Origin of the sequence: Chryseobacterium sp. KCF3-3 (assembly GCF_045865955.1) — a bacterium.
Taxonomy (GTDB): Bacteria; Bacteroidota; Bacteroidia; order Flavobacteriales; family Weeksellaceae; genus Chryseobacterium.
In genome coordinates this window covers 4,929,955-4,950,690 of sequence record NZ_AP035792.1, presented here as the reverse complement: position 1 = coordinate 4,950,690, position 20,736 = coordinate 4,929,955, and the positions used below count along the sequence as shown (strand labels likewise).

At 35.2% G+C, this 20,736-nt stretch carries 23 protein-coding genes; 6 read left to right on the top strand and 17 right to left on the bottom strand.

The features are described 5' to 3' along the window. Window positions 1-9 precede the first annotated feature (9 nt). Window positions 10-1,071, top strand: a complete 1,062-nt coding sequence (locus tag ACKTTZ_RS22105) for an efflux RND transporter periplasmic adaptor subunit (RefSeq protein ID WP_034695551.1) — start codon at window positions 10-12, stop codon at window positions 1,069-1,071. A gap of 7 nt (window positions 1,072-1,078) precedes the next feature. Beyond that, window positions 1,079-4,267 (top strand): efflux RND transporter permease subunit, encoded by a 3,189-nt coding sequence (locus ACKTTZ_RS22100; RefSeq protein WP_034695550.1) that lies wholly within the window; start codon window positions 1,079-1,081, stop codon window positions 4,265-4,267. Between the two features lie 334 nt (window positions 4,268-4,601). Here ACKTTZ_RS22100 and ACKTTZ_RS22095 read toward each other — a convergent pair whose 3' ends face one another. The 13 genes from ACKTTZ_RS22095 to ACKTTZ_RS22035 form a co-directional block, all read right to left on the bottom strand. Further along, a complete protein-coding gene (locus tag ACKTTZ_RS22095) occupies window positions 4,602-5,048 on the bottom strand; it encodes a KTSC domain-containing protein (RefSeq protein WP_034695549.1) in 447 nt (148 codons plus the stop codon). 139 nt (window positions 5,049-5,187) lie between these two features. After that, window positions 5,188-5,514 carry a hypothetical protein gene (locus ACKTTZ_RS22090; RefSeq protein ID WP_034695546.1) on the bottom strand — a complete coding sequence of 109 codons (327 nt, stop codon included), beginning with the start codon at window positions 5,512-5,514 and terminating at the stop codon, window positions 5,188-5,190. A gap of 105 nt (window positions 5,515-5,619) precedes the next feature. Beyond that, a complete protein-coding gene (locus ACKTTZ_RS22085; RefSeq protein WP_407846626.1) occupies window positions 5,620-6,516 on the bottom strand; it encodes a retropepsin-like aspartic protease in 897 nt (298 codons plus the stop codon). Between the two features lie 184 nt (window positions 6,517-6,700). Next, window positions 6,701-7,465 (bottom strand): hypothetical protein, encoded by a 765-nt coding sequence (locus tag ACKTTZ_RS22080; protein WP_407846625.1) that lies wholly within the window; start codon window positions 7,463-7,465, stop codon window positions 6,701-6,703. A 209-nt stretch (window positions 7,466-7,674) separates the two neighbouring features. Next, window positions 7,675-8,055 (bottom strand): VOC family protein, encoded by a 381-nt coding sequence (locus ACKTTZ_RS22075; protein WP_253317929.1) that lies wholly within the window; start codon window positions 8,053-8,055, stop codon window positions 7,675-7,677. Between the two features lie 284 nt (window positions 8,056-8,339). Beyond that, the gene (locus tag ACKTTZ_RS22070) at window positions 8,340-9,002 is read right to left on the bottom strand and encodes a DUF2306 domain-containing protein (RefSeq protein ID WP_407846624.1); all 663 of its coding nucleotides are present in this window, start codon (window positions 9,000-9,002) and stop codon (window positions 8,340-8,342) included. A gap of 13 nt (window positions 9,003-9,015) precedes the next feature. Further along, window positions 9,016-9,474 carry a DUF2750 domain-containing protein gene (locus tag ACKTTZ_RS22065; protein ID WP_407846623.1) on the bottom strand — a complete coding sequence of 153 codons (459 nt, stop codon included), beginning with the start codon at window positions 9,472-9,474 and terminating at the stop codon, window positions 9,016-9,018. A 46-nt stretch (window positions 9,475-9,520) separates the two neighbouring features. Beyond that, a complete protein-coding gene (locus ACKTTZ_RS22060; RefSeq protein ID WP_407846622.1) occupies window positions 9,521-9,895 on the bottom strand; it encodes a hypothetical protein in 375 nt (124 codons plus the stop codon). Window positions 9,896-9,982: 87 nt separating this feature from the next. Continuing rightward, complete coding sequence (nudK, locus tag ACKTTZ_RS22055; RefSeq protein WP_253317925.1) at window positions 9,983-10,564, bottom strand: GDP-mannose pyrophosphatase NudK; 582 nt, start codon at window positions 10,562-10,564, stop codon at window positions 9,983-9,985. 66 nt (window positions 10,565-10,630) lie between these two features. Continuing rightward, complete coding sequence (locus tag ACKTTZ_RS22050) at window positions 10,631-11,536, bottom strand: TIGR01777 family oxidoreductase (RefSeq protein ID WP_407846621.1); 906 nt, start codon at window positions 11,534-11,536, stop codon at window positions 10,631-10,633. Window positions 11,537-11,560: 24 nt separating this feature from the next. Then, window positions 11,561-11,905, bottom strand: a complete 345-nt coding sequence (locus ACKTTZ_RS22045) for a hypothetical protein (protein WP_034695532.1) — start codon at window positions 11,903-11,905, stop codon at window positions 11,561-11,563. 5 nt (window positions 11,906-11,910) lie between these two features. Next, window positions 11,911-12,504, bottom strand: coding sequence for an HPP family protein (locus ACKTTZ_RS22040; protein WP_034695530.1), 594 nt, complete (start codon window positions 12,502-12,504; stop codon window positions 11,911-11,913). Next, window positions 12,505-13,410 carry an arginase family protein gene (locus ACKTTZ_RS22035; protein WP_407846620.1) on the bottom strand — a complete coding sequence of 302 codons (906 nt, stop codon included), beginning with the start codon at window positions 13,408-13,410 and terminating at the stop codon, window positions 12,505-12,507. It abuts the gene before it with no gap. 317 nt (window positions 13,411-13,727) lie between these two features. Between ACKTTZ_RS22035 and ACKTTZ_RS22030 the strand changes: the two genes are divergently transcribed. The 4 genes from ACKTTZ_RS22030 (at window position 13,728) to ACKTTZ_RS22015 (ending at window position 16,968) form a co-directional block, all read left to right on the top strand. Beyond that, window positions 13,728-14,519: a hypothetical protein gene (locus ACKTTZ_RS22030; protein WP_407846619.1), complete on the top strand. Its 792-nt coding sequence runs from the start codon at window positions 13,728-13,730 to the stop codon at window positions 14,517-14,519. Window positions 14,520-14,636: 117 nt separating this feature from the next. Continuing rightward, window positions 14,637-15,662 carry a methyltransferase gene (locus ACKTTZ_RS22025; protein ID WP_407846618.1) on the top strand — a complete coding sequence of 342 codons (1,026 nt, stop codon included), beginning with the start codon at window positions 14,637-14,639 and terminating at the stop codon, window positions 15,660-15,662. Window positions 15,663-16,312: 650 nt separating this feature from the next. Further along, complete coding sequence (locus tag ACKTTZ_RS22020; protein WP_407846617.1) at window positions 16,313-16,702, top strand: hypothetical protein; 390 nt, start codon at window positions 16,313-16,315, stop codon at window positions 16,700-16,702. After that, window positions 16,699-16,968: a hypothetical protein gene (locus ACKTTZ_RS22015; protein WP_407846616.1), complete on the top strand. Its 270-nt coding sequence runs from the start codon at window positions 16,699-16,701 to the stop codon at window positions 16,966-16,968. The genes ACKTTZ_RS22020 and ACKTTZ_RS22015 overlap by 4 nt, the downstream gene beginning before the upstream one ends. 30 nt (window positions 16,969-16,998) lie before the next feature. On the opposite strand, the gene ACKTTZ_RS22010 is transcribed toward ACKTTZ_RS22015, so the two are convergent. The 4 genes from ACKTTZ_RS22010 to ACKTTZ_RS21995 form a co-directional block, all read right to left on the bottom strand. Next, the gene (locus ACKTTZ_RS22010) at window positions 16,999-17,724 is read right to left on the bottom strand and encodes a polysaccharide lyase family 7 protein (RefSeq protein ID WP_253317920.1); all 726 of its coding nucleotides are present in this window, start codon (window positions 17,722-17,724) and stop codon (window positions 16,999-17,001) included. A gap of 184 nt (window positions 17,725-17,908) precedes the next feature. Further along, window positions 17,909-18,766, bottom strand: a complete 858-nt coding sequence (locus ACKTTZ_RS22005) for an SDR family oxidoreductase (RefSeq protein WP_407846615.1) — start codon at window positions 18,764-18,766, stop codon at window positions 17,909-17,911. Window positions 18,767-18,879: 113 nt separating this feature from the next. Continuing rightward, window positions 18,880-19,458, bottom strand: a complete 579-nt coding sequence (locus ACKTTZ_RS22000) for a Crp/Fnr family transcriptional regulator (protein WP_407846614.1) — start codon at window positions 19,456-19,458, stop codon at window positions 18,880-18,882. Window positions 19,459-19,563: 105 nt separating this feature from the next. Further along, the gene (locus ACKTTZ_RS21995; RefSeq protein WP_034695521.1) at window positions 19,564-20,694 is read right to left on the bottom strand and encodes an efflux RND transporter periplasmic adaptor subunit; all 1,131 of its coding nucleotides are present in this window, start codon (window positions 20,692-20,694) and stop codon (window positions 19,564-19,566) included. Between the last annotated feature and the right edge of the window lie 42 nt (window positions 20,695-20,736).

Genomic DNA, 20,736 nt, shown 5'->3' with positions numbered 1-20,736 from the left:
TAAACTAAAATGAAAAAAACTGTAATATATATCATCGTAGCAGCTGTACTGGTAGGGTTAGCCGCTTACAAAATTGCTGGTAACAAAGAAAAGCAGACGCAGGAAGTAAAAGAAGTTGCCAAGCAGGTAGATAAAATCAATGTAAATATTGTAACGGTTACAAGAGAAAATATTGATACAGACTATTCAGCCAATGGTACTTTCATTCCAAAACAGGAAATGAACCAGTCTTCTGAAATCTCAGGACGTATTGTAAGCGTTTTGGTAAAAGAAGGTTCAAGAGTTGGAGCAGGCCAGGTTTTAGCAACCATTAAAAGAGATGCTATTGAAGTGGATGTTACCCAGGCTCAGAATAATCTTCAGAATGCTATTATGGATAACCAACGCTATGAAAATGCTTACAAAACAGGTGGAGTTACAAAGCAACAGCTTGATAACTCAAGATTACAGCTGAAAAATATGCAGGCTGCAGTTAGAGCACAAAGCGTAAAAGTAAATGACACAAGCATTCGTGCGGGAATCAGCGGTACCATCAACAAGAAAATGGTTGAACCTGGAACAGTAGTTTCTCCTGGAACGTCAATGTTTGAAATCGTAAATATCAACAGCCTTAAACTTTCTGTTTTAGTAGATGAAAGCCAGATCGGAAAAATCCAGTTAGGTCAGGAAGTTCCGATTAAAGTAAATGTTTTACCTGAAGATTCTTTCGTAGGTAGAATTACTTTCATCGCTCCTAAAAGTGATGCTTCTCTGAATTTCCCTGTAGAAATTGAAGTACAAAACAGAGGAAACCTGAAAGCAGGTATGTACGCAACCGCTAAATTCAGTACAAACAACGGTGCAGAAACTCAGAATATGCTGACAGTTCCTGCAGAGGCGTTTGTAAATGGAGTAAGCTCAGGACAATTATTCGTTGTTCAGAATGGTGTTGCTAAATTGATCAAAGTAACCATCGGAAAAGTTTACGGAGATAAAGTTCAGGTGTTAAGCGGATTGAATGGAGGAGAGCAGGTAGTAACCAGCGGACAGATCAATCTGGATAACGGATCTAAAGTGAACATTATAAAGTAGTAGATCTATGAAGTTAGCAGAAATATCGATTAAAAGACCCTCGCTGGTAATTGTATTATTTACAATTCTGACGCTGGGAGGTATCCTGAGTTATACGCTCATGGGATACGAATTGATTCCAAAGTTTGAAACCAACATGGTAACCATTTCTACGGTCTATCCGGGAGCTTCACCTGCAGAGGTGGAAACCTCCGTGACCCGAAAGATTGAAGATGCCGTAGGTTCTTTGGAAAACGTTAAAAAGGTAGAATCATCTTCATACGAGAGTTTATCCGTAATCATGGTTCAGCTGAACGATGGTGCCGATGTAGACTACGCCTTGAATGATGCCCAGAGAAAGGTAAATGCAATTCTGGCAGACCTTCCGGAGGATGTGAAAGCGCCGTCTTTGAATAAATTCTCCTTAGATGACTTACCTATTATCACGATGAGTATTTCATCGGATAAACTGAACAGTAAGGACCTTTATGACTTATTGGATAAAAAGATTGAACCTATTTTCTCCCGTGTAAACGGTGTGGCTCAGGTAGACCTTGTAGGTGGACAGGAGAGAGAAATCCAGGTGAATCTTGATGAGAAAAAATTACAGGGGTACGGACTTTCAATCGGAGACGTACAACAGGCAATTCTTTCATCAAACCTTGACTTCCCTACAGGAAGTTTGAAAACGAGAACTACAAAATCTACGATCAGACTTTCAGGAAAGTATAAATCTACAGAGGAAATGAACAACCTTGTTGTTTCTAACAAAAATGGAGCACAAGTACGTTTATCTGATATCGCAACCGTTTTTGACTCTCAGAAGGATGTTGAAAAAGTAGCGAGATTCAACCAGTTTCCTACTATTTTGATGCAGGTTAAAAAACAATCTGATGCGAATGCCGTAGCAGTATCTGAAAGTGTTCAGAAAACAATTAAAACGGTAGAAGAAGCTTATAAAGTTCAGGGAGTAAAAGTAAAAATCGTAAACGATACTACAGAATTTACCCTTGAATCTGCCAACCACGTTATTTTCGACTTATTCTTAGCGATTATCCTCGTGGCAATTGTAATGTTATTATTCCTTCACAGTATCAGAAACGCATTCATCGTAATGGTTTCTATCCCGGCTTCATTGGTAGCAGCATTCATCGGAATGAACCTGATGGGATATACTTTGAACTTAATGAGTTTACTGGGACTTTCGCTTGTGGTAGGGATCCTGGTGGATGATGCGATTGTAGTACTGGAAAACATTTACCGTCACATGGAGATGGGTAAAAGTAAGATCAGAGCAGCGTATGACGGAGCTTCAGAGATCGGATTTACCGTAGCTGCGATTACCTTGGTAATTGTGGTGGTATTCTTACCGATTGCGATGAGTTCAGGTCTTGTAGCCAACATCCTTGCACAGTTCTGCGTCACGGTAGTTATTGCCACCTTGTTATCATTGTTGGCATCATTTACCATCATTCCTTGGTTGTCATCAAGATTCGGTAAGCTGGAGCATTTAACAGGTAAAAACTGGTTTGAGAAATTCATTCTTTGGTTTGAAGGATTAATTGACAAGTTTACACACTGGATCACTGATATTCTTGAATGGTGTCTGAAAACGACATTGAGAAGAATTTCAACAGTGGTGATTACCTTCATTGTTTTAATCAGTTCATTCATGCTGGTAGCATTCGGATTCATTGGAGGTGAGTTTTTCCCGCCCATCGACCGTGGTCAGTTCCTGGTACAAATGGAATTATCAAAAGATGCAACCGTTGAAAAAACAAACCAGTTAACATTAGATGTTGAGAAATTCTTAAGAAATGATAAAGATGTTGTAGATCTTATTACAACAGTTGGACAGCAGTCTACAGGTTTTGGTGGAGCTCAGGCAACAACATACCAGTCTGAGGTTCAGGTAAACTTAACAGATAAATCTGAGCGTACAGAAAGTACCAATATCAAAGCTGCAAAAATTAAAAGACAACTTGAGGAGAAATTCACAGGAGTTGAATTTAAAACGGCTCCAATCGGTATCATGGGTGCAGAAAATGCTCCAATTGAGATGGTGGTAACTGCTCCGGATAATGCTACAGCAGTAAAAGAAGCAACAAGAATCCTTGAACTATTGAAAAAAGTTCCTGGAGCAGTAGATGCAGAATTGTCAACAGATACAGGTAGCCCGGAAGTTCAGGTAAGTATTGACAGAGATAAAATGTCTGCTTTAGGTTTAAACCTTTCAAGTGTAGGACAGACAATGCAGACAGCGTTCAACGGAAATACTGACGGAAAATTCAGAGCCGGAGAATATGAATATGATATCAATATCCGTTTCGGAGATGTGAACAGACAGTCTATTGATGACGTTAAAAACCTTATGTTTACAAACCCTCAGGGACAGCAGGTTCGTTTAAGCCAGTTTGCTGATGTAAAAATGGGTTCAGGACCAAGCTTACTTGAACGTAGAGATAAATCTCCTTCGGTAAAAGTAAGAGCTAAAGCAGTAGGTAGACCAGTAGGGGACGTAGCTAATGAGTGGGCAAATCAGTTCATGAACAGCACCAAAAAACCTGTGGGTGTAGATTACATCTGGAGTGGAGATATGGAGAACCAGCAGGAAGGTTTCGGTACATTAGGAATTGCATTATTGGCAGCTATCGTATTGGTATACCTGGTAATGGTTTCCCTATATGACAGTTTCGTATATCCTTTCGTGGTATTGTTCTCAATCCCGTTAGCGATGATCGGGGTAATGGTAATTCTTGCCTTAACTGCCAACTCGTTAAACATCTTCACCATGTTAGGGATGATCATGTTGATTGGTCTGGTAGCGAAGAACGCGATCCTTATCGTTGACTTTACGAATGCGAGAAAAGCAGCAGGTGCCAATACTCACGATGCCTTGGTACAAGCCAACCACGCTCGTCTTCGTCCGATCCTGATGACCACTATTGCGATGATCTTCGGTATGTTACCGATCGCATTGGCAACAGGTGCCGGAGCTGAGATGAACAAAGGTCTTGCATGGGTAGTAATCGGTGGTTTGACATCATCACTATTCCTTACATTGATCATTGTACCGGTAGTATACTCTCTATTTGACTCTGTTCTAAGAAGAATGGGTAAAGATACTAAAGTAGACTACGAAGCTGAAATGAAAGCAGATTACGTACACAGAGAGCTGAATGAAGACGGATTTACTCCTAAGCATTTAGACAAATAAATTAAACCTTTAATTAACCGAAAGCGCCTCAGATTTTCTGAGGCGCTTTTTTGTTGATATTTGATGATGTAAAATTGGATTATATAGGTTTTGGCTAATGCCGCTGAATGGTTTTTATTATTGTAAATGGGCTTCCTTCGTCTAAGCTCAGGATTAGGGACCATTTCTATTGATGATTATTGCGAATTAAGAAAATATTCAATAGGAGCGGGCTTTAGCCCGCTTAAATTTATAACAGCCAATATTGGCTTTAGCCAAAACATAACATCCGGTTTTGGCAACAAAAAAAGCTTCCAGTAAAACTGAAAGCTCTTCTATATTGTAGTAGAAAAAATTAATCTGCCATAGCCTCTCCGGACTTTCTGTAAACAAAGTTTCCGTAGATGTGTCTTCTTGCAAAACGGCTTGGTGAATCAGCGTTAACCATTTTGATGTACGTGTTTCTTGGAACTCCCATATACTCATACATATTTCCGTTCAAATGCTGAACCATTAAAATTGATTTCTCCAGATAAAAATCCTGAATATTAGATTTTGTAATGGTTTCAGTATATTCTTCTTTATATTTTTCCTGTGTTTCAGGATTAATACTTACCAAAAAGTGGTATGCCTCAATCACAGATTTACTTTTTTCTTCTGCTTCCTGCTTTCCTGCTTCATCATTAATGAATTTATCAGGATGGGTATCTTTCATCACATTTCTGTAAATCGTCTTTAATTCTCTTAAAGTAACGTTTTTATCAACTCCAAGAAGCGTTCTGTGTTCACCAATTTTTTTCATATCTCTAATCCTTATTTTCGGGGTGCAAAATTAAGAAATTAAATCCATAAAATCATAACTTATTCATTATTAATTTGTTTTAATTTAAATAGCTCTGAGAGTAAAGGGAATAGATATTAAAGTTTCAAATGTCATACTTTTATTCTCCGTGAAAATATTCATACGCATAACCTTCTAAATCTCCATGAGTTGATAATAAATTATCATTTTCATCATAAATTTTAAAAGACTCTTGTATACCACCAATGCTTGCGGAGCCATCTAAACCCAAAAGGATTGTATAAAAAGTGTCAGTAAGAAGACCTGAAACGATCTCTTTTAATTTTTTGGTTTGAATTTCGTCCAAATTTAATTCTTCAATTTTTATTGAAGTCATGCTTTTATATTCCATTTGATAATCGAAACTGGAATCAAGAATATTTTGTTTCTCTAAATAAAAGTTTTTTACAAATTCTTCTGGAGACATTTTATGTAAGTTTGTTAAAGTTGGAATAAAAGTATAAAATTTAATCTTTATGTCAATTATGACCTTATTAATAGTACTGAAGAATATCCTAATTTGGTTTTACAACTAATTAAACGCTGAATACAAATTTTTATTCAGTTTAAAATAAATAAACCCATTCTTAAAATCAATAACGGTATTGAACCTTTTTAAAAACTGATTACCAAAAAATCCAGCCATTTTTTCTGTAGAATCAATTCCTTCTGTAGAACCGGAAAGTGTAATCGGAAGATTATAAAGATATTTCTGAGCGAATTGAACAGTCGGACAAAGAACAACAGGCATTTCATATACAGAACCGTCAGAACCTCTTGCTGTGGCTTTACCTATTGTTTTCATGGTTGTTACCAGAACATTCTTTTTTGCAAAAGGAGAAGCAATCGTAAGCACATCATCCGCTCCGCTGTCGAGCCCAAAGAATCCTGAATATTCTTTATTATTCACAATGATACTACTTTCCACAGCAGGGTAGTTGTCGATCATATGAAGTTTTACCTTTTCATAGCCTGTTAAATCCACAGACAGGTCATCTTCTTCATAAAACCGGATTTCATTTCTATGATAATTTATTTCAATGAGTTTGCCCTTCATCAGATCTGTTCCGAAAACTCCTTCAAAATGGGCAGATTCATAAGGAATAAGAGTAAATTGTATTTCCTTTTTCTCAATATCTCCAAATTGTACTGTATTATGACTGCTGTAATCTACACTATTCACTCCATTGGAACCTCTGTTCTCAGACTTTCCATCAATTTTCAACGGGATCTTTTTCTTTGAATGGCTATTAATCACGGAGCCATCGGCACCTGTATCAAACAGGAACTTAATACTGTCGGTTTTGTTCACTTTACAATACACATACACAGAATTGTTTTCCAGAGAAAAAGGAAGGATAGTAGGTGTTTTTTGAGCAGATACTGTTAGACACAATACTAAGGTCAGGAGAATAACAATTGACTTCATGGAGTAGTTTTAAAGACGAAAATAGAAGTAATGATGGCTTTTACAAAGAAATAACAAGCCATTAACCCACTTTTAACCGTTCCTTAACCGTTCTCTGCAAACTTTACCAATAAAAAACAGCACCCAATCTGGGTGCTGCTATTCTATTTCTTAATGATTCAATCTTTCAATCTTTTTAATAAGTCTACGGCTGATCACAAGTTCTTTTTAACTTGGTGAAAATCTTATCAAAATCTTTATAAGTTGTCTCTTCATTATTACGCTTTTGTCTGAAACTGCTGTTGGCACAGTTGTGAAAACCAAGACCAATCATATCAATTAATGCATAATCTTCTTTTTGTGGGTCGTTCATTTTGGCATCAAATCTTGCCATTACGCCTTTCGGGTCAGCATTATTTTTGCTTTTAAGTTCAGTATACGCTCTCCAGGCTGCAAACATCTTTTCTCTGTCAGGAGAGGATATAGCATCAATCTGTTCTCTGCAGGTATCGTAATATTTACTGTTTCTCAGCGTGGAAGGATCAGAATAGGCTAGGATTTCTTCTTTGTTAAGCTGGTATTCATTTTCAAAAGAATCAATGGTTTCTTCCATTAATTTTTTCCATTGGGGAAGATCAATGACTTTAAGACTGTACAATTCCTTTTTCTTTTCTTCATACTGCTTTTCCAGTTCCTGTAGATAAGTTTCTCTGTTTTTACGGATCTCGTCAAGCTGGGTAATTTTAAAAACAGGTTGGGTGTCAAATACAACACCATTGAACTGATACAAAAGTTTATTTACTCCGTCTATTTCTTCTTTGTTATATTTAGCCGGGTCAAAATACCCTTTATTGTCACAGTTAAAAGTCTGATAGCTGTAAGGGGTCAGATTGTTTGCTTTTGCAGGGTTTTTTTGCCCCCAAATAGTAATGGATAAGGCCAAAGCAAGCCCGATCATCATTTTTTTCATGTACATAACCTGTTGAAAGAATCCGAATTTTTCTGAATTTCTATGCAAAATTAAGGCTTTAAATTCGAAATATAAAGGATTAAATAGATTTTCTCAATGGTTTTTGCAAATTTTATATGAATTTTATACTGAATGGTTTATGTTTTAAAAATCCCAGCTCGTTAAATTCTAAAAAATGAATAGCAATAAACTGATACAGAGCTTTTTCGTTAATAATAATTGCTTACTTCAATAAGATTATAATCCGGATCACGGAAGTAAACTGATTTGATTTTTCCTACTGCCCCTGTTCTTTCTACAATCCCTTCAATAATTTCTATATTTTTCTGTCTGAGCTCTTCCATTATCTCATGAACATCTGTCTCTGCAATGAAACAAAGATCAGCAGAACCACAGGTGGGAATCTCTGCTTTAGGTTCAAATTCATGTCCTTTCTGATGCAGATTAATCTTTTGATTTCCAAAGATGAGTGCTTTTCTATTCTCTCCAAAAGTAACGACTTCAAATCCCATAATATGAGTGTAAAATTCAATAGTCTTATCAATATCTGCCACCGTTAAAACAAGATGGTCAAGGTTTTTAATTTTCATACATTAATTTTTAGACAATAATGCTGATCAAAATTAAGGCTATTTAGACAATTGTTGTCCTGTAATTGATTGTTTTTTTAGATTTAAAATAATAGATTTACACCCATTAACACGAAGCCATGATATATTATTTTTTTCTTCTTTTTATTATTGCCGTTTTCGGAGGAATCGCTTATCTGATTATGCGTTTTTTCAGTAAATGGACCCGAAATAGTCAATATGAAACATTTTTTAATACCCTGATATTTATTGCATCATTTTTTCTGGTGTCATTTATCAGTCTTTTAATCTTCTTTTCCACCGTTGATTTTTCCAGGTAGTAATGATTCTTTTCTGAGAATTAAATAAGCTATAAAAAGATTGATAAAAAGGGCTGCCCAGACATTCAAACCATAAAAAAGTTCGTAGTCATGAAGAGTTTCATTATAAAACAGATTCTTAATGATTCTGAAAGTTATGGCTGTGGTGGTGACGGCATAGCTTAGAATCATATAAATTCTATGTGTGCTGATATTTCCTTTTTTGATGAAAAGTACGGCAGCAATAGTGAAATAGGCCCAAAGGACATCCTGGATCAGAAATCCTGTAATTCCGATAATGCCGCCATTGGAAAAAAGTCCCAGTACAAAACATGCCGGAACATTGATAATAAGGATATTGTAGACATATATTTTCCCAATCATCTTATGAAGCCCTTTATTTTCAGTCAAAAACCGATTTGAAAATTGTGTCAGACCTGCCAGAAGACAAAGCGTTATGGAAAAGATATGAATGTAGAAAAAAGTCATCCAGTACGGATTATTCACTACCTGCTGCTTAAAAGCCAGAAATCCTATGTTTTTTTCAAGAGAAATATACTGGGAAATGGTTTTCAGCATCAGAATACTGAAAAGAAGGACCAAAAATAAAGCACTTACTTTAATGATCTTTATTCCCAAAGACTTCATATGGCATAAACAATTAATCTTCCAATACTTCTCTGATCTGTTTTTCAAGATCTTCCATGTTTTCAAATTTTCTCAATTCCAGTGACTTTCCTGAAGACCTAAGCTCTTCAATAATATCAAGGATTAATTCTAAAGGTTCAGCTTCGTAGCCAAACAGATTGCTGTCAAAATTAGTTCCTACCAATAACCCGTCACTATTCATTCCCAGACACCAGTTTTCTACAAACTCGTTGAGAGGAATAGGAGAGGGCTCATAATGATTCCACTGGTTTTCTATGCATGATTTTGCTCTGGCAGTATCAGACCAGAAGCAAATGATCTGTACCTCTTCACCGTCTTCGTATTCTGACTCGTTGGAGTAGGAGGTAGCATAGCCATTACCATCTTTTAAAGCATATACTGTTTCTGTCTCAGTAATTTTTTTAATAAAGTCTTTATGACGGTTCTCTACCGTAATATGATCTTGAAGCATTGTAATTAATTATGAATGATAAGTTATGAATGATGAATGGGATGTCTTATGAAATTTCACTCCTGTTGATATGAATAATTTCGGGATTTTGACCATCTGAATCTCTTTTAGATCTACCATAAAGTCCTATTTCAAGATCATTTGGAGAATCACTGTCCAGTTCGGAAGGATGTACATAGGTATACATACCATATCCATGCCCGGAAACCAGCCATCCTTCAGTAAGGTTTAAATGAATTACATTGAAATCTCCGGCAGGACCTCCGGCATAAACCGGACCGAATTCTTTCATTAATTGTAATGCTTCTTTTTTTACATCTTCGATAATACTGATGTCATCAAAAATAATATAAGTGCCATTTTCAAAAAGAACCCAATCCTGAAATTTGGGATTAATAGCAAGCTTCACATGTTCAATCATCTGTTAATAGTTTAAATATGAGTTATAAGTTAATATTTTTATTTAAATATAAAGTTTTTAAGCATCAATCATCATTGATATCTTATTTTACAGTATTCCTTTGATTCTCAAATGCTGAAGAAGCATAATGGTTTTTGCATCTTTGATTTCTCCTGTATCAATCATTTTCAGGCTTTCTTCAAACGGTAATTCCAGAACTTCGATATTTTCACCTTCTTCTTCCAATCCGCCTCCGTCATTGATTTTCATTTCATTTGAATACTCAGCAATGAAGAAATAAAGAATTTCCGTTACAGATCCGGGAGACATATAGGCTTCAAATATTTTTTCAACCTTTGAAATTTTATATCCGGTTTCTTCTTCTGTTTCCCTTTTGATACAGTCTTCCGGATTATCATTATCCAGAAGTCCTGCGCAGGCTTCAATGAGCATGCCTGTAGAATTTCCGTTAATATAAGTTGGTAAACGGAATTGTCGGGTAAGAATTACTGTGTTTGAATCTGTATTGTAAAGAAGGATTACTGCGCCGTTTCCACGGTCATAGGCTTCTCTGCTCTGAGTTTCTGTAGTTCCGTCTTTTTTCAAAACAGAGTAGGTGACTTTGTTTAAAGTATACCAGTTGTCTGAAAGGATTTCTGTGTTTAATAAGGTGATATTCGGGTTTTTCATGAGAATATTTTCTGAGTTATAATAAATAGGTGTTGAAATATTTTTTTAATTAATCTTTTCTTGAATTTACTTCTTTAATAAATCTTTTAAAGCGTTCTCCAGATCCGGAAATTTGAAATGGAAACCTGCATCCTGAAGTTTCTGGGAGGAAGCCCTTGAACCTTCCAATATAGCAGTAGCCAGCTCTCCGAATAAGAGTTTCAGGACAAATCCGGGAACATTAGGCATAAATAGTGGTTTCTCAAGCACCTGGGCAATCTTTTTTGTAAGCTCTTTATTGGTAGCATGTTGTGGAGATACAGCATTATAAGCGCCATCTATTGCTGGGTTTTTTAAAGCAAATTCATAGATAGAGCAGATGTCTTCAATATGAACCCACGGCATATACTGTAGGCCACTTCCCAGCGGAGATCCGATATAATACTGAATAGGAGGGATCATTTTCTTTAAAGCTCCGTCTTTTTCAGAAAGCACTACAGCAGTGCGTATTTTGACCACTCTTTCTGCCAGATCCTGTTCCTTAAAATCGTCAGCAGCCCTTTCCCATAAAACGACCACTTCACTTAGAAAATCGTTGCCTGGTGGATCGGTTTCCGCGTAAATTTTTTCTGAAGTTTCTGTACCGTAGAAATTAATTCCTGAGGCTGAAATAAAGGATTTAAGCTTGATCTTGTTTTTTCTTAAAGTTGTTCGAAGCAATTCTGCGGAATCTACACGGCTGGAAATCAATTCTATTTTTCTTTCCTTTGTCCAGCGCTTTTCCGAAATATTGGCACCTGCAAGATGAATAATATGAGAAACATTGTCAAAGGCAGTTTCATCGATAGTCTTTTTTTGAACATCCCATTCATATTCATGATCATGCACTTTTTTTCGGGTCAGAAACCGGATTTCGTATTCCTTACCTATTTTTTTTGCCAGTTCTTTGGCAATCATACCGCTGGCGCCGGTGATCAGAACAACTTCTTTCATAGTATTATATTTGTGGTGGATAGATTATGCCTGATTTTTTACAATCAGTACAAAATCATCTTCCAGAAGTTTATAACCGTAATCATAAATGAATTTGTATTCAGAGCCGTTTTTATAAACTTTCAGGTTGGTAAAATAATCGAAATCAAAACCTAAGCCATCCAGTCTGGATTTTGGGACTTTTGTTTTACCATCGGTATTTATTTCCATCAGGATACGGTAATTCTTACGGAGTTTGTTATTAACATTCCGCATCAGATTACTAGAATCCTTATTCTGCTTATTGTTATAGGCGTTCCGGCAGGCATCGTTGCAGAATTTTTTATCTGATCTTCCGATGATTTTCTCGCCACATTCCAGACAATTCATGATTTTTATTTTAAGTGATGGTTGTGTCTTTTTTTCAGCAGTTTTTTGAACATACTGTGGGTAGGATAACTTCTGTTTGGTGTAATATTATTAAAAAATAATGCAACAATCAAAAGAATAATGCATCCGGAAAGAACAGGGGAGAGAACATACCAATATCCCAATTCCGGAATTTTCCCTGTAGAACTTACTGCAATCAGAGCTGTAGCTCCGCCTGGTGGATGCAAAGTTTTTGTATACTGCATCAATACTATGGAAAATGCTACTGCCAAAGGTGCCGAAAGCCAGATGATGTCCGGAACAAACTGATACACAGTAACGCCTACCAATGCAGACAGAACATGTCCGCCGATAAGATTTCTCGGTTGTGCCAGAGGACTCTGTATTGCTCCATAAATCAGAACACTTGATGCTCCAAAAGAACCGATCAGAAAGATATTCTCGGTTTCAGTGAGTGAATGAGACTGGATAAATGCAATAATTCCGATCCCAAAAAATGCACCTAAAAATGACCAGAAATGCTCTTTATAGTCAACAAGTGTTTCTTTATAGATCACATATTTTGAAACTCTGAATGTTCTTTTGATAGTCTTCTTCATTTATTCTTCTTTATTTTTTATAATTTGAATTAAATTGTCTACAAATGGACGTGTATACGTTCCGTTTTCATCATAATCGGGATCTAAAATGGTAATCTCTATTCCAAAGCATAAAGGATTTTCGAATAAAGGTTTCAGCATTTCCCCGAGATCATCATAGCTGATTCCATCTTCCATTCTGCTGTCTACGGCAGGCATGATTTCGTCTTTCAGAATATCTACATCAAAATGAATGAAAAATCCATCTAGGCCTTTATCATTCACCATTTTCAAAAAGTCTTCAGCTGTTTTTCTAAAACCATTTTGTCTCAGACGGTATAAATCAAAATAATGAATATTGGAATTAATAATCTGATCAACATATTCTTTATCATCAGTTTCTGCATTTCCACAGCAGAAGATATTTTCTTCAAGCAGATAAGGCTTTAAACCATCAATATCAGTCAGTTTTTGATGTCCGGTACCGGTAATGATGGCGAGATCCATTCCTGCAGCGCCTCCGGTTTCAGAAAGTTCTGGCGGAATAAAGTCTGTGTGTCCGTCAAGATAAAAAAGCCCGAAATTCCCCAAACGTTTAAGAGCGATAGCATTTCCTATGAGAATACTGCAGTCACCTCCAAGAATAATATTGAATGTATTCTTTTCGTAATGATGGAGAATACAGTCTGCCTGTTTTTTAGCATATTTAACAATCTGATCTGCATTTCTGACTTTTGATTCCTCATCAAAGTCCATAGAATATTCAGGAGCTTCCAGTATGAAAATGTGGGCAGGATTAATTCTGCTATGGAAATCAAATTTTCTGAGCCAATCCGGAAGTTTTCGAACACCGGGTTCTGTCTCATGTTCCTTTTTGGTAAGTCCCAAATTGAGAGGAAACTCAAAAATATTGATGCTCCTTTTCATAGATGAATTTTCACAAAGATAAGGAATTATCCGTTTGTAAATGGATAATTGAAAAGCGCTGATCAGTATTACAATATATTTTACAGAAAAGAGAAAGTTTATGGATTTAATGAATTTTTAGAATACTTATGTTTGTGTTTGTTTAATTTTTTATGTTTTTAAAAATATAATATTCATCGGTATTTTAGATTGAATTTTTATTCATAAAGTTATATTGTTGAATATAATTGTTTTATTTTCATGTAAATAAATGAATTTTTATTTCACTGTATTGTGTTTTTTCGTAATTTTGATAGCAACATTCAAAAAAACAAACCATGAAAAAATCCAATTTATTACTCAGTATTCTGTGTTCCTCATTTATATTTGGGCAGGTAGGGATTAATACCACTTCTCCACAAGGAGTTTTAGATGTTACCTCAGCTAATTCAGCAGTTGTACTCTCCAGAAATGCCAATCCTCCAGCTAATGTAACAACACCCACTGCGGGAATGATCATCTACGATTCCACCAATAAAACCTTAAGGTATTATAACGGAACCCAGTGGAGTACAGTGATCTCTTCAGCAACATTAACAACAGCGAATGAAGGAGTTGTTAAACTGAATAGTGGAGCAGGTGTGAAGCCTTTCTTTGCTTTCAAATCTTCAGGAGGAGTTCCTTTAATGACGTACCAGAATATTGTTTATCAAACACCGATGAATATTGTAACAGATTTTGCGGCTCCTCCTACAACCACATGGCCGGAAAATATTACCAGCCCGGTACCTGGAGATATTTACGATCCGGCAACAGGACGATTTCTGGAAAACCCTATTGCAGGACAGGTTCACATGTGGAGGGTTATTGTAAGTTATGCTAATAAAAATAACGGTTCGGTAGCCTTCGTGACAGTGAATCTTTCAAATCCTGTTCCCCCTTCAACATTCTCCATAGATCAGACAGCCGTGGCTCCCAATGGGGTAACCTCCGGAGATCTTGTTTTTTATCTGGTGAGTGTTGCCGATCCTTTATCTATTGGTAGCGGATATATTATTAAAATAAAATCTGATACTACAATGGATGCTACTATTAATAGTATAACAAGGATCTCTCAAGCCAAAGATTAATCTCATTATTAAAGCTTATTTTCAAACTTGACAAATGTCAGACAAGAACAAACTCATCAGGTTTGTTCTTGTTTTCATGCTCAGTAAATATAACTATTAATTAACCCAATACTTGCTATGGAAAAACAAGCCGTTAAACCTGAGTTTACTTTTAAAATGTATGAAATATTAGGCGGTTTATGGTTAACCGGATGTGTAAAAACAGCTGCTGAACTCAATATTGCAGATTTGCTGGCCTCTGGTCCGAAAACAATTTCCTTCCTTGCTGAAGAAACTCAATCACATGAAACGCAACTGTACCGGGTGATGAGAGCATTGAGTGGTGCCGGAATCTTTGAAGAATCAGAAAACAGAACCTTTGCTTTGAATGATTTTGGAGCTGCTTTGCAAACTGATGTGCCAGGAACTGCAAAAAACTTTGTATTAACCATTATGAATGAGCACTTTCCTGGTTATGGGGATCTGACGTATGCAGTTCAGAAAGGGAAAATACCATTTGAACATATTCATGGGAAAGATCTTTGGGGGTTTTATAAAGAATTTCCTGAAATAGGGGAAAACTTTGGAAAAGGAATGACAGGAATGTCCGGTATGGAGCTAAAAGGTATCATAGAAAACTATGATTTTAAACCTTATAAAAAAATTGTTGATATAGGAGGTGGAAACGGGGTAATGATCCATACCATTCTGAATAATGCTCCGGAAAGCTCCGGGATTATCTTTGATGAAGCCAATGTGATTGAAAAAACAGTTAACATGATTCCCGAAAACCTGAAAGGAAGATGTTCTGTCGCTACAGGAAGTTTTTTTAATGAAGTTCCCCAGGGAGCAGATTTATATACGATGAAATGGATTATGCATGATTGGAGTGATGATGAGTGTATACAAATTCTTAAAAATTGCTATAATGCAATGCCAAAAGGGGCAAAGCTATTAATCATAGATGCCGTTATCCCTGATGATTCTTTAAATAAACCGCATATGGCTAAACTTCTGGATATTGTGATGCTGGCCTGTCTTACCGGAAAAGAAAGAACTTTAAGCGAGTTTAAAATGATCATTGAAAAAGCAGGTCTTCAGTATAAGCGGCTTATTCATATTGGAACAGAAGCAAAAAGCATTGTCGAATGTGAAAAAATATAAGTTTCAAATTTTAGTTGCATGATTAAGTAGGAGGCGCTCAATAATTTTGTTGAGCGCCTTTTTATTTTTTTCCATTCTCAAAATTTAAAATTTATTCTCTAACATAGCTGTAATTAAAATTATGTTTTACAAATATTACATAAAACTATATTTTTTTAATTTAAATATGTTTTGCATAGTTAAAAAATTGTATTTCAAATATTTAACATAAAAAACTAATTCACTATTAGTTTGATTTATTGTGTATTTTTAAGATGCGTTTTTAAATTGAAAACTAATCATTAAAAAAACAAATATTAAAAAAACATTATTAGTAGGTGCGTTATTTATTGCTGGTATAGCTAGCGCATTCCCTTTTAGAACCTCATGCGGTCGCGTTGTAAATGTAACGCAAACTGAAGGATATACTATGGAGCAAGTAACGAGCTTTTTAGAATTTGTCAATTATAATGAATGTGGTATTAGGTCTAAAGGAATAACTCTTTATATTCATTAATTAACTTTAATTCAAAACTTTCAGGCAGAGTATAAATAATGCTTTGCATGTATTATTTAAATTATGAAAATTTACTACAGCCTACTTTTCTTTTTCTTTATAATTATCGTTAAATCTCAAGGAGGGTAATGTTGTATATGAAGCTGATTATAAATTGGTTTATAAAAATCAAACTAAAAATGCTATTATTCAGGAGGCTGCGTTTGCTCTTTTAATGAACGAAAAAGAATCTTATTATAAAAATATGAATCAATATGTTGGGGATTCCCTTCGTTTTGAAAAAAAGTTTCATGAAAACAGCCCGATTGAAGAACAAATGAAATACACTTCTGACTTTCCGGAAAATATAGGAATAACAACAGGAAAGATTTATGTAACTTTTAAAACATCTAATGAATACTTTAAATATGAAGAAACAAATACTATCAATTGGCAACTTATAAATGAATTCAAAACAATTGGAAAGTATAAATGTCAAAAAGCTATAACAAAGAAATACCCTTTTCCTTTGGTTCATATAAATTCAGTAAATTACCAGGGTTGATTATAGAAGTATTTGATGACAAAGATGATTATCATTTTATGATGTATAATTTCAGAAAAAGGAAATATTATTGTAATTCTGCTAATTTACATCCCAATGCTAAACTAGTAAAAAAAGAAAAAATATTTGACTATCGACGAAAAGAACTAACAGACCCAGCACTTTATAATAAATTCATTGAAGATCCTGAAGAACGTCGTTCTCTCCTTAAAAAGGCTGGTGAAAGAGCAAAAAATTACAATCCAATTGAATTAAGTATATATTAAAAAAACATCTTTAAATAGATGTTTTTTTATTTATTCAGATATGTTGATCTGATAAATAGCTGTTAATCCTGAAGTCACAGGAGGCAGATTGTTATCCTGTAGATAATTTCCGGCTTTAAAATAAACCAATTCGGGCTTCCAGCTGTCTCCAAAATGGAAAGTAGCCGTCTGCTGATTTACTTTTACCAGAACATCAGAATTGTTTTGCTGGATGCTGTAATCAAATATTTGACCCAAAGGAACATTTTTCTGAAGCGTAATTCTTTCTTCTTTATCATTCACTTCTTTTTTGAAACCAGCCTGAATCTCGCCATTATTCCACCAGATTTTTAATGCTTCAGTTCCTTTAGAGTGGCCATGTATCTGCCCAATAATGATTTTTCCGGTACCCGGCTGCTGCAGAACAGCCATTTTTACCTGTAGATGATGACGTTTTTCAAAATGCCATTCTTTGATCTGTCGCAATTCTGTTCTCGGGTAATGAGACCCTTGGGTAGCTTTGCCATCAGAAGAGCAAAAGAAATGTATGCTGTTATCCTGAGGAGAGAAATAAAAGTTTTCAGAAGAAAAATCTGCAATATCACTTCCTTTGATAAGGGTAATGGAATTGTTTTTTTCAACGGGTAATTGAAGATTAAATTCTGTCAGATTAAACTTCGACTGAGGAACAGGAGCATAGCTCTGCTGAGCAGATAATGGTTTTGAGAACAAAATAAATAACCCTGTTTTAAATAGAATTTTAAAATGAAATTTCATAACGGATCTATTACAGTTGATTGATTACTGCGAAATTATGCTATTTTGTTGTTACAATTTTTATCGGCTCCGGATATTAATTTTTTTTTAATCACAGTCAAAAGATCATGACTCGATCATATGTATAATAGCAGTGTCAACCCATACATTATATGGATTGACACTTAGCTATCACTATGTTTTATTAACCAGCGTACTTAGAAGCCCATTTTGCTTTATAGTCGGCACGGGCATTAATAAAGTCAATATCAGTTCCCTGAGCAATGGCATCAAGGGGAAAACGTAACGGACGTGAACCCTTCTCCATTTCTATCAATTCTAAAATACCATCTGCTATGGTTTGTGGATTCATATTGAATTCCTGCATTTTACCAAACAGTCCTGCGCCGATAGCATTGAACATTTCACTTGCTACAGGATTATATTCTTCTGCAATTTCGGTACGGTCTGCATTATTGCCTTGTTTCACTCCAGAATTCATTTCAGTAGGATAGACTCCCGGCTGGATGGTTACATTTTCGATGTTGAACTGTTTCAACTCATCCTGTAATGATTCTGTAATGGCCTCTACACTGAACTTGGAAGCAAGATAAGGTCCCATAAAAGGTAAGGAATGGGCGCTTGCTCCGGATGTCAGATTGATTATTAACCCGTTTTTAGCTTGTCGCATTGAAGGTAGAACAGCCTGATAGGTACGGATGATCCCATAAAAATTAACTTCAAAGAATTTTTTTATCTGATCTATTGAGTAGGCTTCTACCAACCCAAATCCTGCTAAACCGGCATTATTTATCAAGACATCAATTTTTCCATATTTATCCAATGTATTTTTGAAGGCATGCTGAACAGAAGAATCATTGGTAACGTCTATATCTACCACTTCTACATTGGGAAGAGCAGAAAGTTCTTTTGCAGCAGTCTCATTTTTTCCATTGATTTCACGCATTCCGGCAATAACGGTATAGCCTGCTTTTGCAAGAGTAATTGTGGTTAGTTTTCCAAATCCAGTACTTGTTCCTGTGATGAATATTGTCTTTGTCATTGTTGTAAAATTTTAATTTATTTAACAAGACAAAGATGGAAGATTACCCTTTTATTTTTCATTGATAATTGCTTGAAAAAAAAGCAGACAAATGTCAATGAAATTCTCAATAATTATTTTTTTAGATTACTTTTTCTTATTCTGGTAAGGGTTTCAGGGGTTACCCCAATATAAGAGGCAATCATATGCTGCGGAATTCTATTGACCAGCATAGGGTATGTCTGTATAAAGTTCTGATACTTTTCTTCAGCCGAGAAACTGATATTGGCATGAATTCTATTCTGAGAAATCACGAAACTTTTTTGTAAAATTTTATTAACCAGATCATTTAATGCTGGAATTTCCCTGCAGAGCATATTAAAATCTTCCTGTTTTATCAAAATGATTTCCGAATCTTCAATAGCATCTATATTATATTTAGAGGGAGTTCCACCAAGTAAACTTTCACGGTCGCCCGTCCAGTAGTTTTCCGGAGAAAAATTCATAATATGTTCTTTACCATTCGTGTCAATAGAGAATGTTTTCAAAAATCCACGGCATACAAAGGCATTATATTTCCATATTTCTCCTTCGTGAAGTATATATTGTCTCTTTTTCAATTTTTTAAGGATACATACAGATTCAATAAGCATTAATTCTTCGTGGGATAAATGTATTTTGTCTGTAAGATAGCTTTTGAAAATCTCGAACATTCATAGTAATTTACTGCAAATATAGGAAAGGGTATTTATTAAATTTAAACCATTATGCATAAATTGATAAGAGCTCCAAAAAAGGAGCTCTTATGTTTTTAAATTTTATTCTTCAACATTTTTTAAGGACATTAAAAGATTGTATGCTCCTTTTGTAACAAGCTTTTTATTTGCAAGATCATTCTGTAAAATTTCTGTAAACCCGTTTTCTGAATTTCCTACTTTAACTTCTTTCATCTCGAAAATATTTTTTCCTTTCATTTCAAAAATATAATTTTTGTTCTCAAATCTGACAACGGCATCATTAGGTAATACTGAACCATTGCTTGTATGTGCTTCTATGTCAGCATTCATATACATGCCGGGAATAAGCTCTTTGTCATAATGATCAAAATGGCAATGTACTTCAATGGTATTATCTGCAGAAATATTCTTGCTGATCAATATAATACTGGCGCTGTATTTCTTATCAGGAGCTGTATTGGTATATGTAATTACTTTCTGCCCCACTGATAGCTGGTCTATATCTTTTTCATAGATGTTCAAAGCTAAATGAATATCGGTAGGATTCACCAGTTCAAAAAGTACTTCAGTAGGGTTGACATACTTCCCAATATTGACATTCACAACGGATACAAAACCATTAATCGGAGAATAAATATTAATCGTTTTAGAAATATTGTTGGGCGTTAAGGTGGAAGGATTGATGCCAATTAATCTAAGCTTTTGCTCCAAAGATTTTACCAATACATTTTGTGTTTGGTAATTGGATTTAGTTTGTTCATACACTTTATCACTGGTAGCTTTACTTACATTCAGCTGTTTCTGTCTGTTATATTCGCTGTTGTTGTATGCATATTGTGCTTTGGCTACAAGATAATCCTGTTGAATCTGGATGTATTGAGGATCTTCAATAACAGCAATTACCTGACCTTTTGAAACCTGCATCCCGGGAAGAAGTCTGGTATATTTCAGATATCCTCCTAAAGGAACACTTACTGAGATTTTATTTTGAGGGGGAACATCAATTTTCCCGTTAACTTTCAGTTTTGATGAAATATTTTGATTTCCAACACTGCCAAGTTCGATCCCTGCATTTTTGTACTGTGCATCAGTGAGGGTAACCCTATTGTTTTCTGTTTTTGCCGTTCCTTCTTCTTTTTGTACTTCTTCCTTCTTTCCTTTGCAAGAACTGAGGAGAAGAGCTGTGCATATAATGAGAATTAATCTGTTCATAATTAATTATTTGATTTTGAATTAAATGTAAATGATGGCTTC

Bases quoted from the DNA above. Each gene is read 5' to 3' on its own strand.
- ACKTTZ_RS22075 (WP_253317929.1), bottom strand. From the start codon at position 8,055: ATGAAAATTAAAAACCTTGACCATCTTGTTTTAACGGTGGCAGATATT.
- ACKTTZ_RS22095 (WP_034695549.1), bottom strand. From the start codon at position 5,048: ATGAAAAAAATTGGTGAACACAGAACGCTTCTTGGAGTTGATAAAAAC.
- nudK (WP_253317925.1), bottom strand. From the start codon at position 10,564: ATGAAAAACCCGAATATCACCTTATTAAACACAGAAATCCTTTCAGAC.
- ACKTTZ_RS22100 (WP_034695550.1), top strand. From the start codon at position 1,079: ATGAAGTTAGCAGAAATATCGATTAAAAGACCCTCGCTGGTAATTGTA.
- ACKTTZ_RS21995 (WP_034695521.1), bottom strand. From the start codon at position 20,694: ATGAACAGATTAATTCTCATTATATGCACAGCTCTTCTCCTCAGTTCT.
- ACKTTZ_RS22025 (WP_407846618.1), top strand. From the start codon at position 14,637: ATGGAAAAACAAGCCGTTAAACCTGAGTTTACTTTTAAAATGTATGAA.
- ACKTTZ_RS22005 (WP_407846615.1), bottom strand. From the start codon at position 18,766: ATGACAAAGACAATATTCATCACAGGAACAAGTACTGGATTTGGAAAA.
- ACKTTZ_RS22035 (WP_407846620.1), bottom strand. From the start codon at position 13,410: ATGAAAAGGAGCATCAATATTTTTGAGTTTCCTCTCAATTTGGGACTT.
- ACKTTZ_RS22050 (WP_407846621.1), bottom strand. From the start codon at position 11,536: ATGAAAGAAGTTGTTCTGATCACCGGCGCCAGCGGTATGATTGCCAAA.
- ACKTTZ_RS22080 (WP_407846625.1), bottom strand. From the start codon at position 7,465: ATGAAAAAAATGATGATCGGGCTTGCTTTGGCCTTATCCATTACTATT.
- ACKTTZ_RS22030 (WP_407846619.1), top strand. From the start codon at position 13,728: ATGAAAAAATCCAATTTATTACTCAGTATTCTGTGTTCCTCATTTATA.
- ACKTTZ_RS22090 (WP_034695546.1), bottom strand. From the start codon at position 5,514: ATGTCTCCAGAAGAATTTGTAAAAAACTTTTATTTAGAGAAACAAAAT.
- ACKTTZ_RS22105 (WP_034695551.1), top strand. From the start codon at position 10: ATGAAAAAAACTGTAATATATATCATCGTAGCAGCTGTACTGGTAGGG.
- ACKTTZ_RS22065 (WP_407846623.1), bottom strand. From the start codon at position 9,474: ATGCTTCAAGATCATATTACGGTAGAGAACCGTCATAAAGACTTTATT.
- ACKTTZ_RS22040 (WP_034695530.1), bottom strand. From the start codon at position 12,504: ATGAAGAAGACTATCAAAAGAACATTCAGAGTTTCAAAATATGTGATC.
- ACKTTZ_RS22045 (WP_034695532.1), bottom strand. From the start codon at position 11,905: ATGAATTGTCTGGAATGTGGCGAGAAAATCATCGGAAGATCAGATAAA.
- ACKTTZ_RS22000 (WP_407846614.1), bottom strand. From the start codon at position 19,458: ATGTTCGAGATTTTCAAAAGCTATCTTACAGACAAAATACATTTATCC.
- ACKTTZ_RS22060 (WP_407846622.1), bottom strand. From the start codon at position 9,895: ATGATTGAACATGTGAAGCTTGCTATTAATCCCAAATTTCAGGATTGG.
- ACKTTZ_RS22085 (WP_407846626.1), bottom strand. From the start codon at position 6,516: ATGAAGTCAATTGTTATTCTCCTGACCTTAGTATTGTGTCTAACAGTA.
- ACKTTZ_RS22010 (WP_253317920.1), bottom strand. From the start codon at position 17,724: ATGAAATTTCATTTTAAAATTCTATTTAAAACAGGGTTATTTATTTTG.
- ACKTTZ_RS22070 (WP_407846624.1), bottom strand. From the start codon at position 9,002: ATGAAGTCTTTGGGAATAAAGATCATTAAAGTAAGTGCTTTATTTTTG.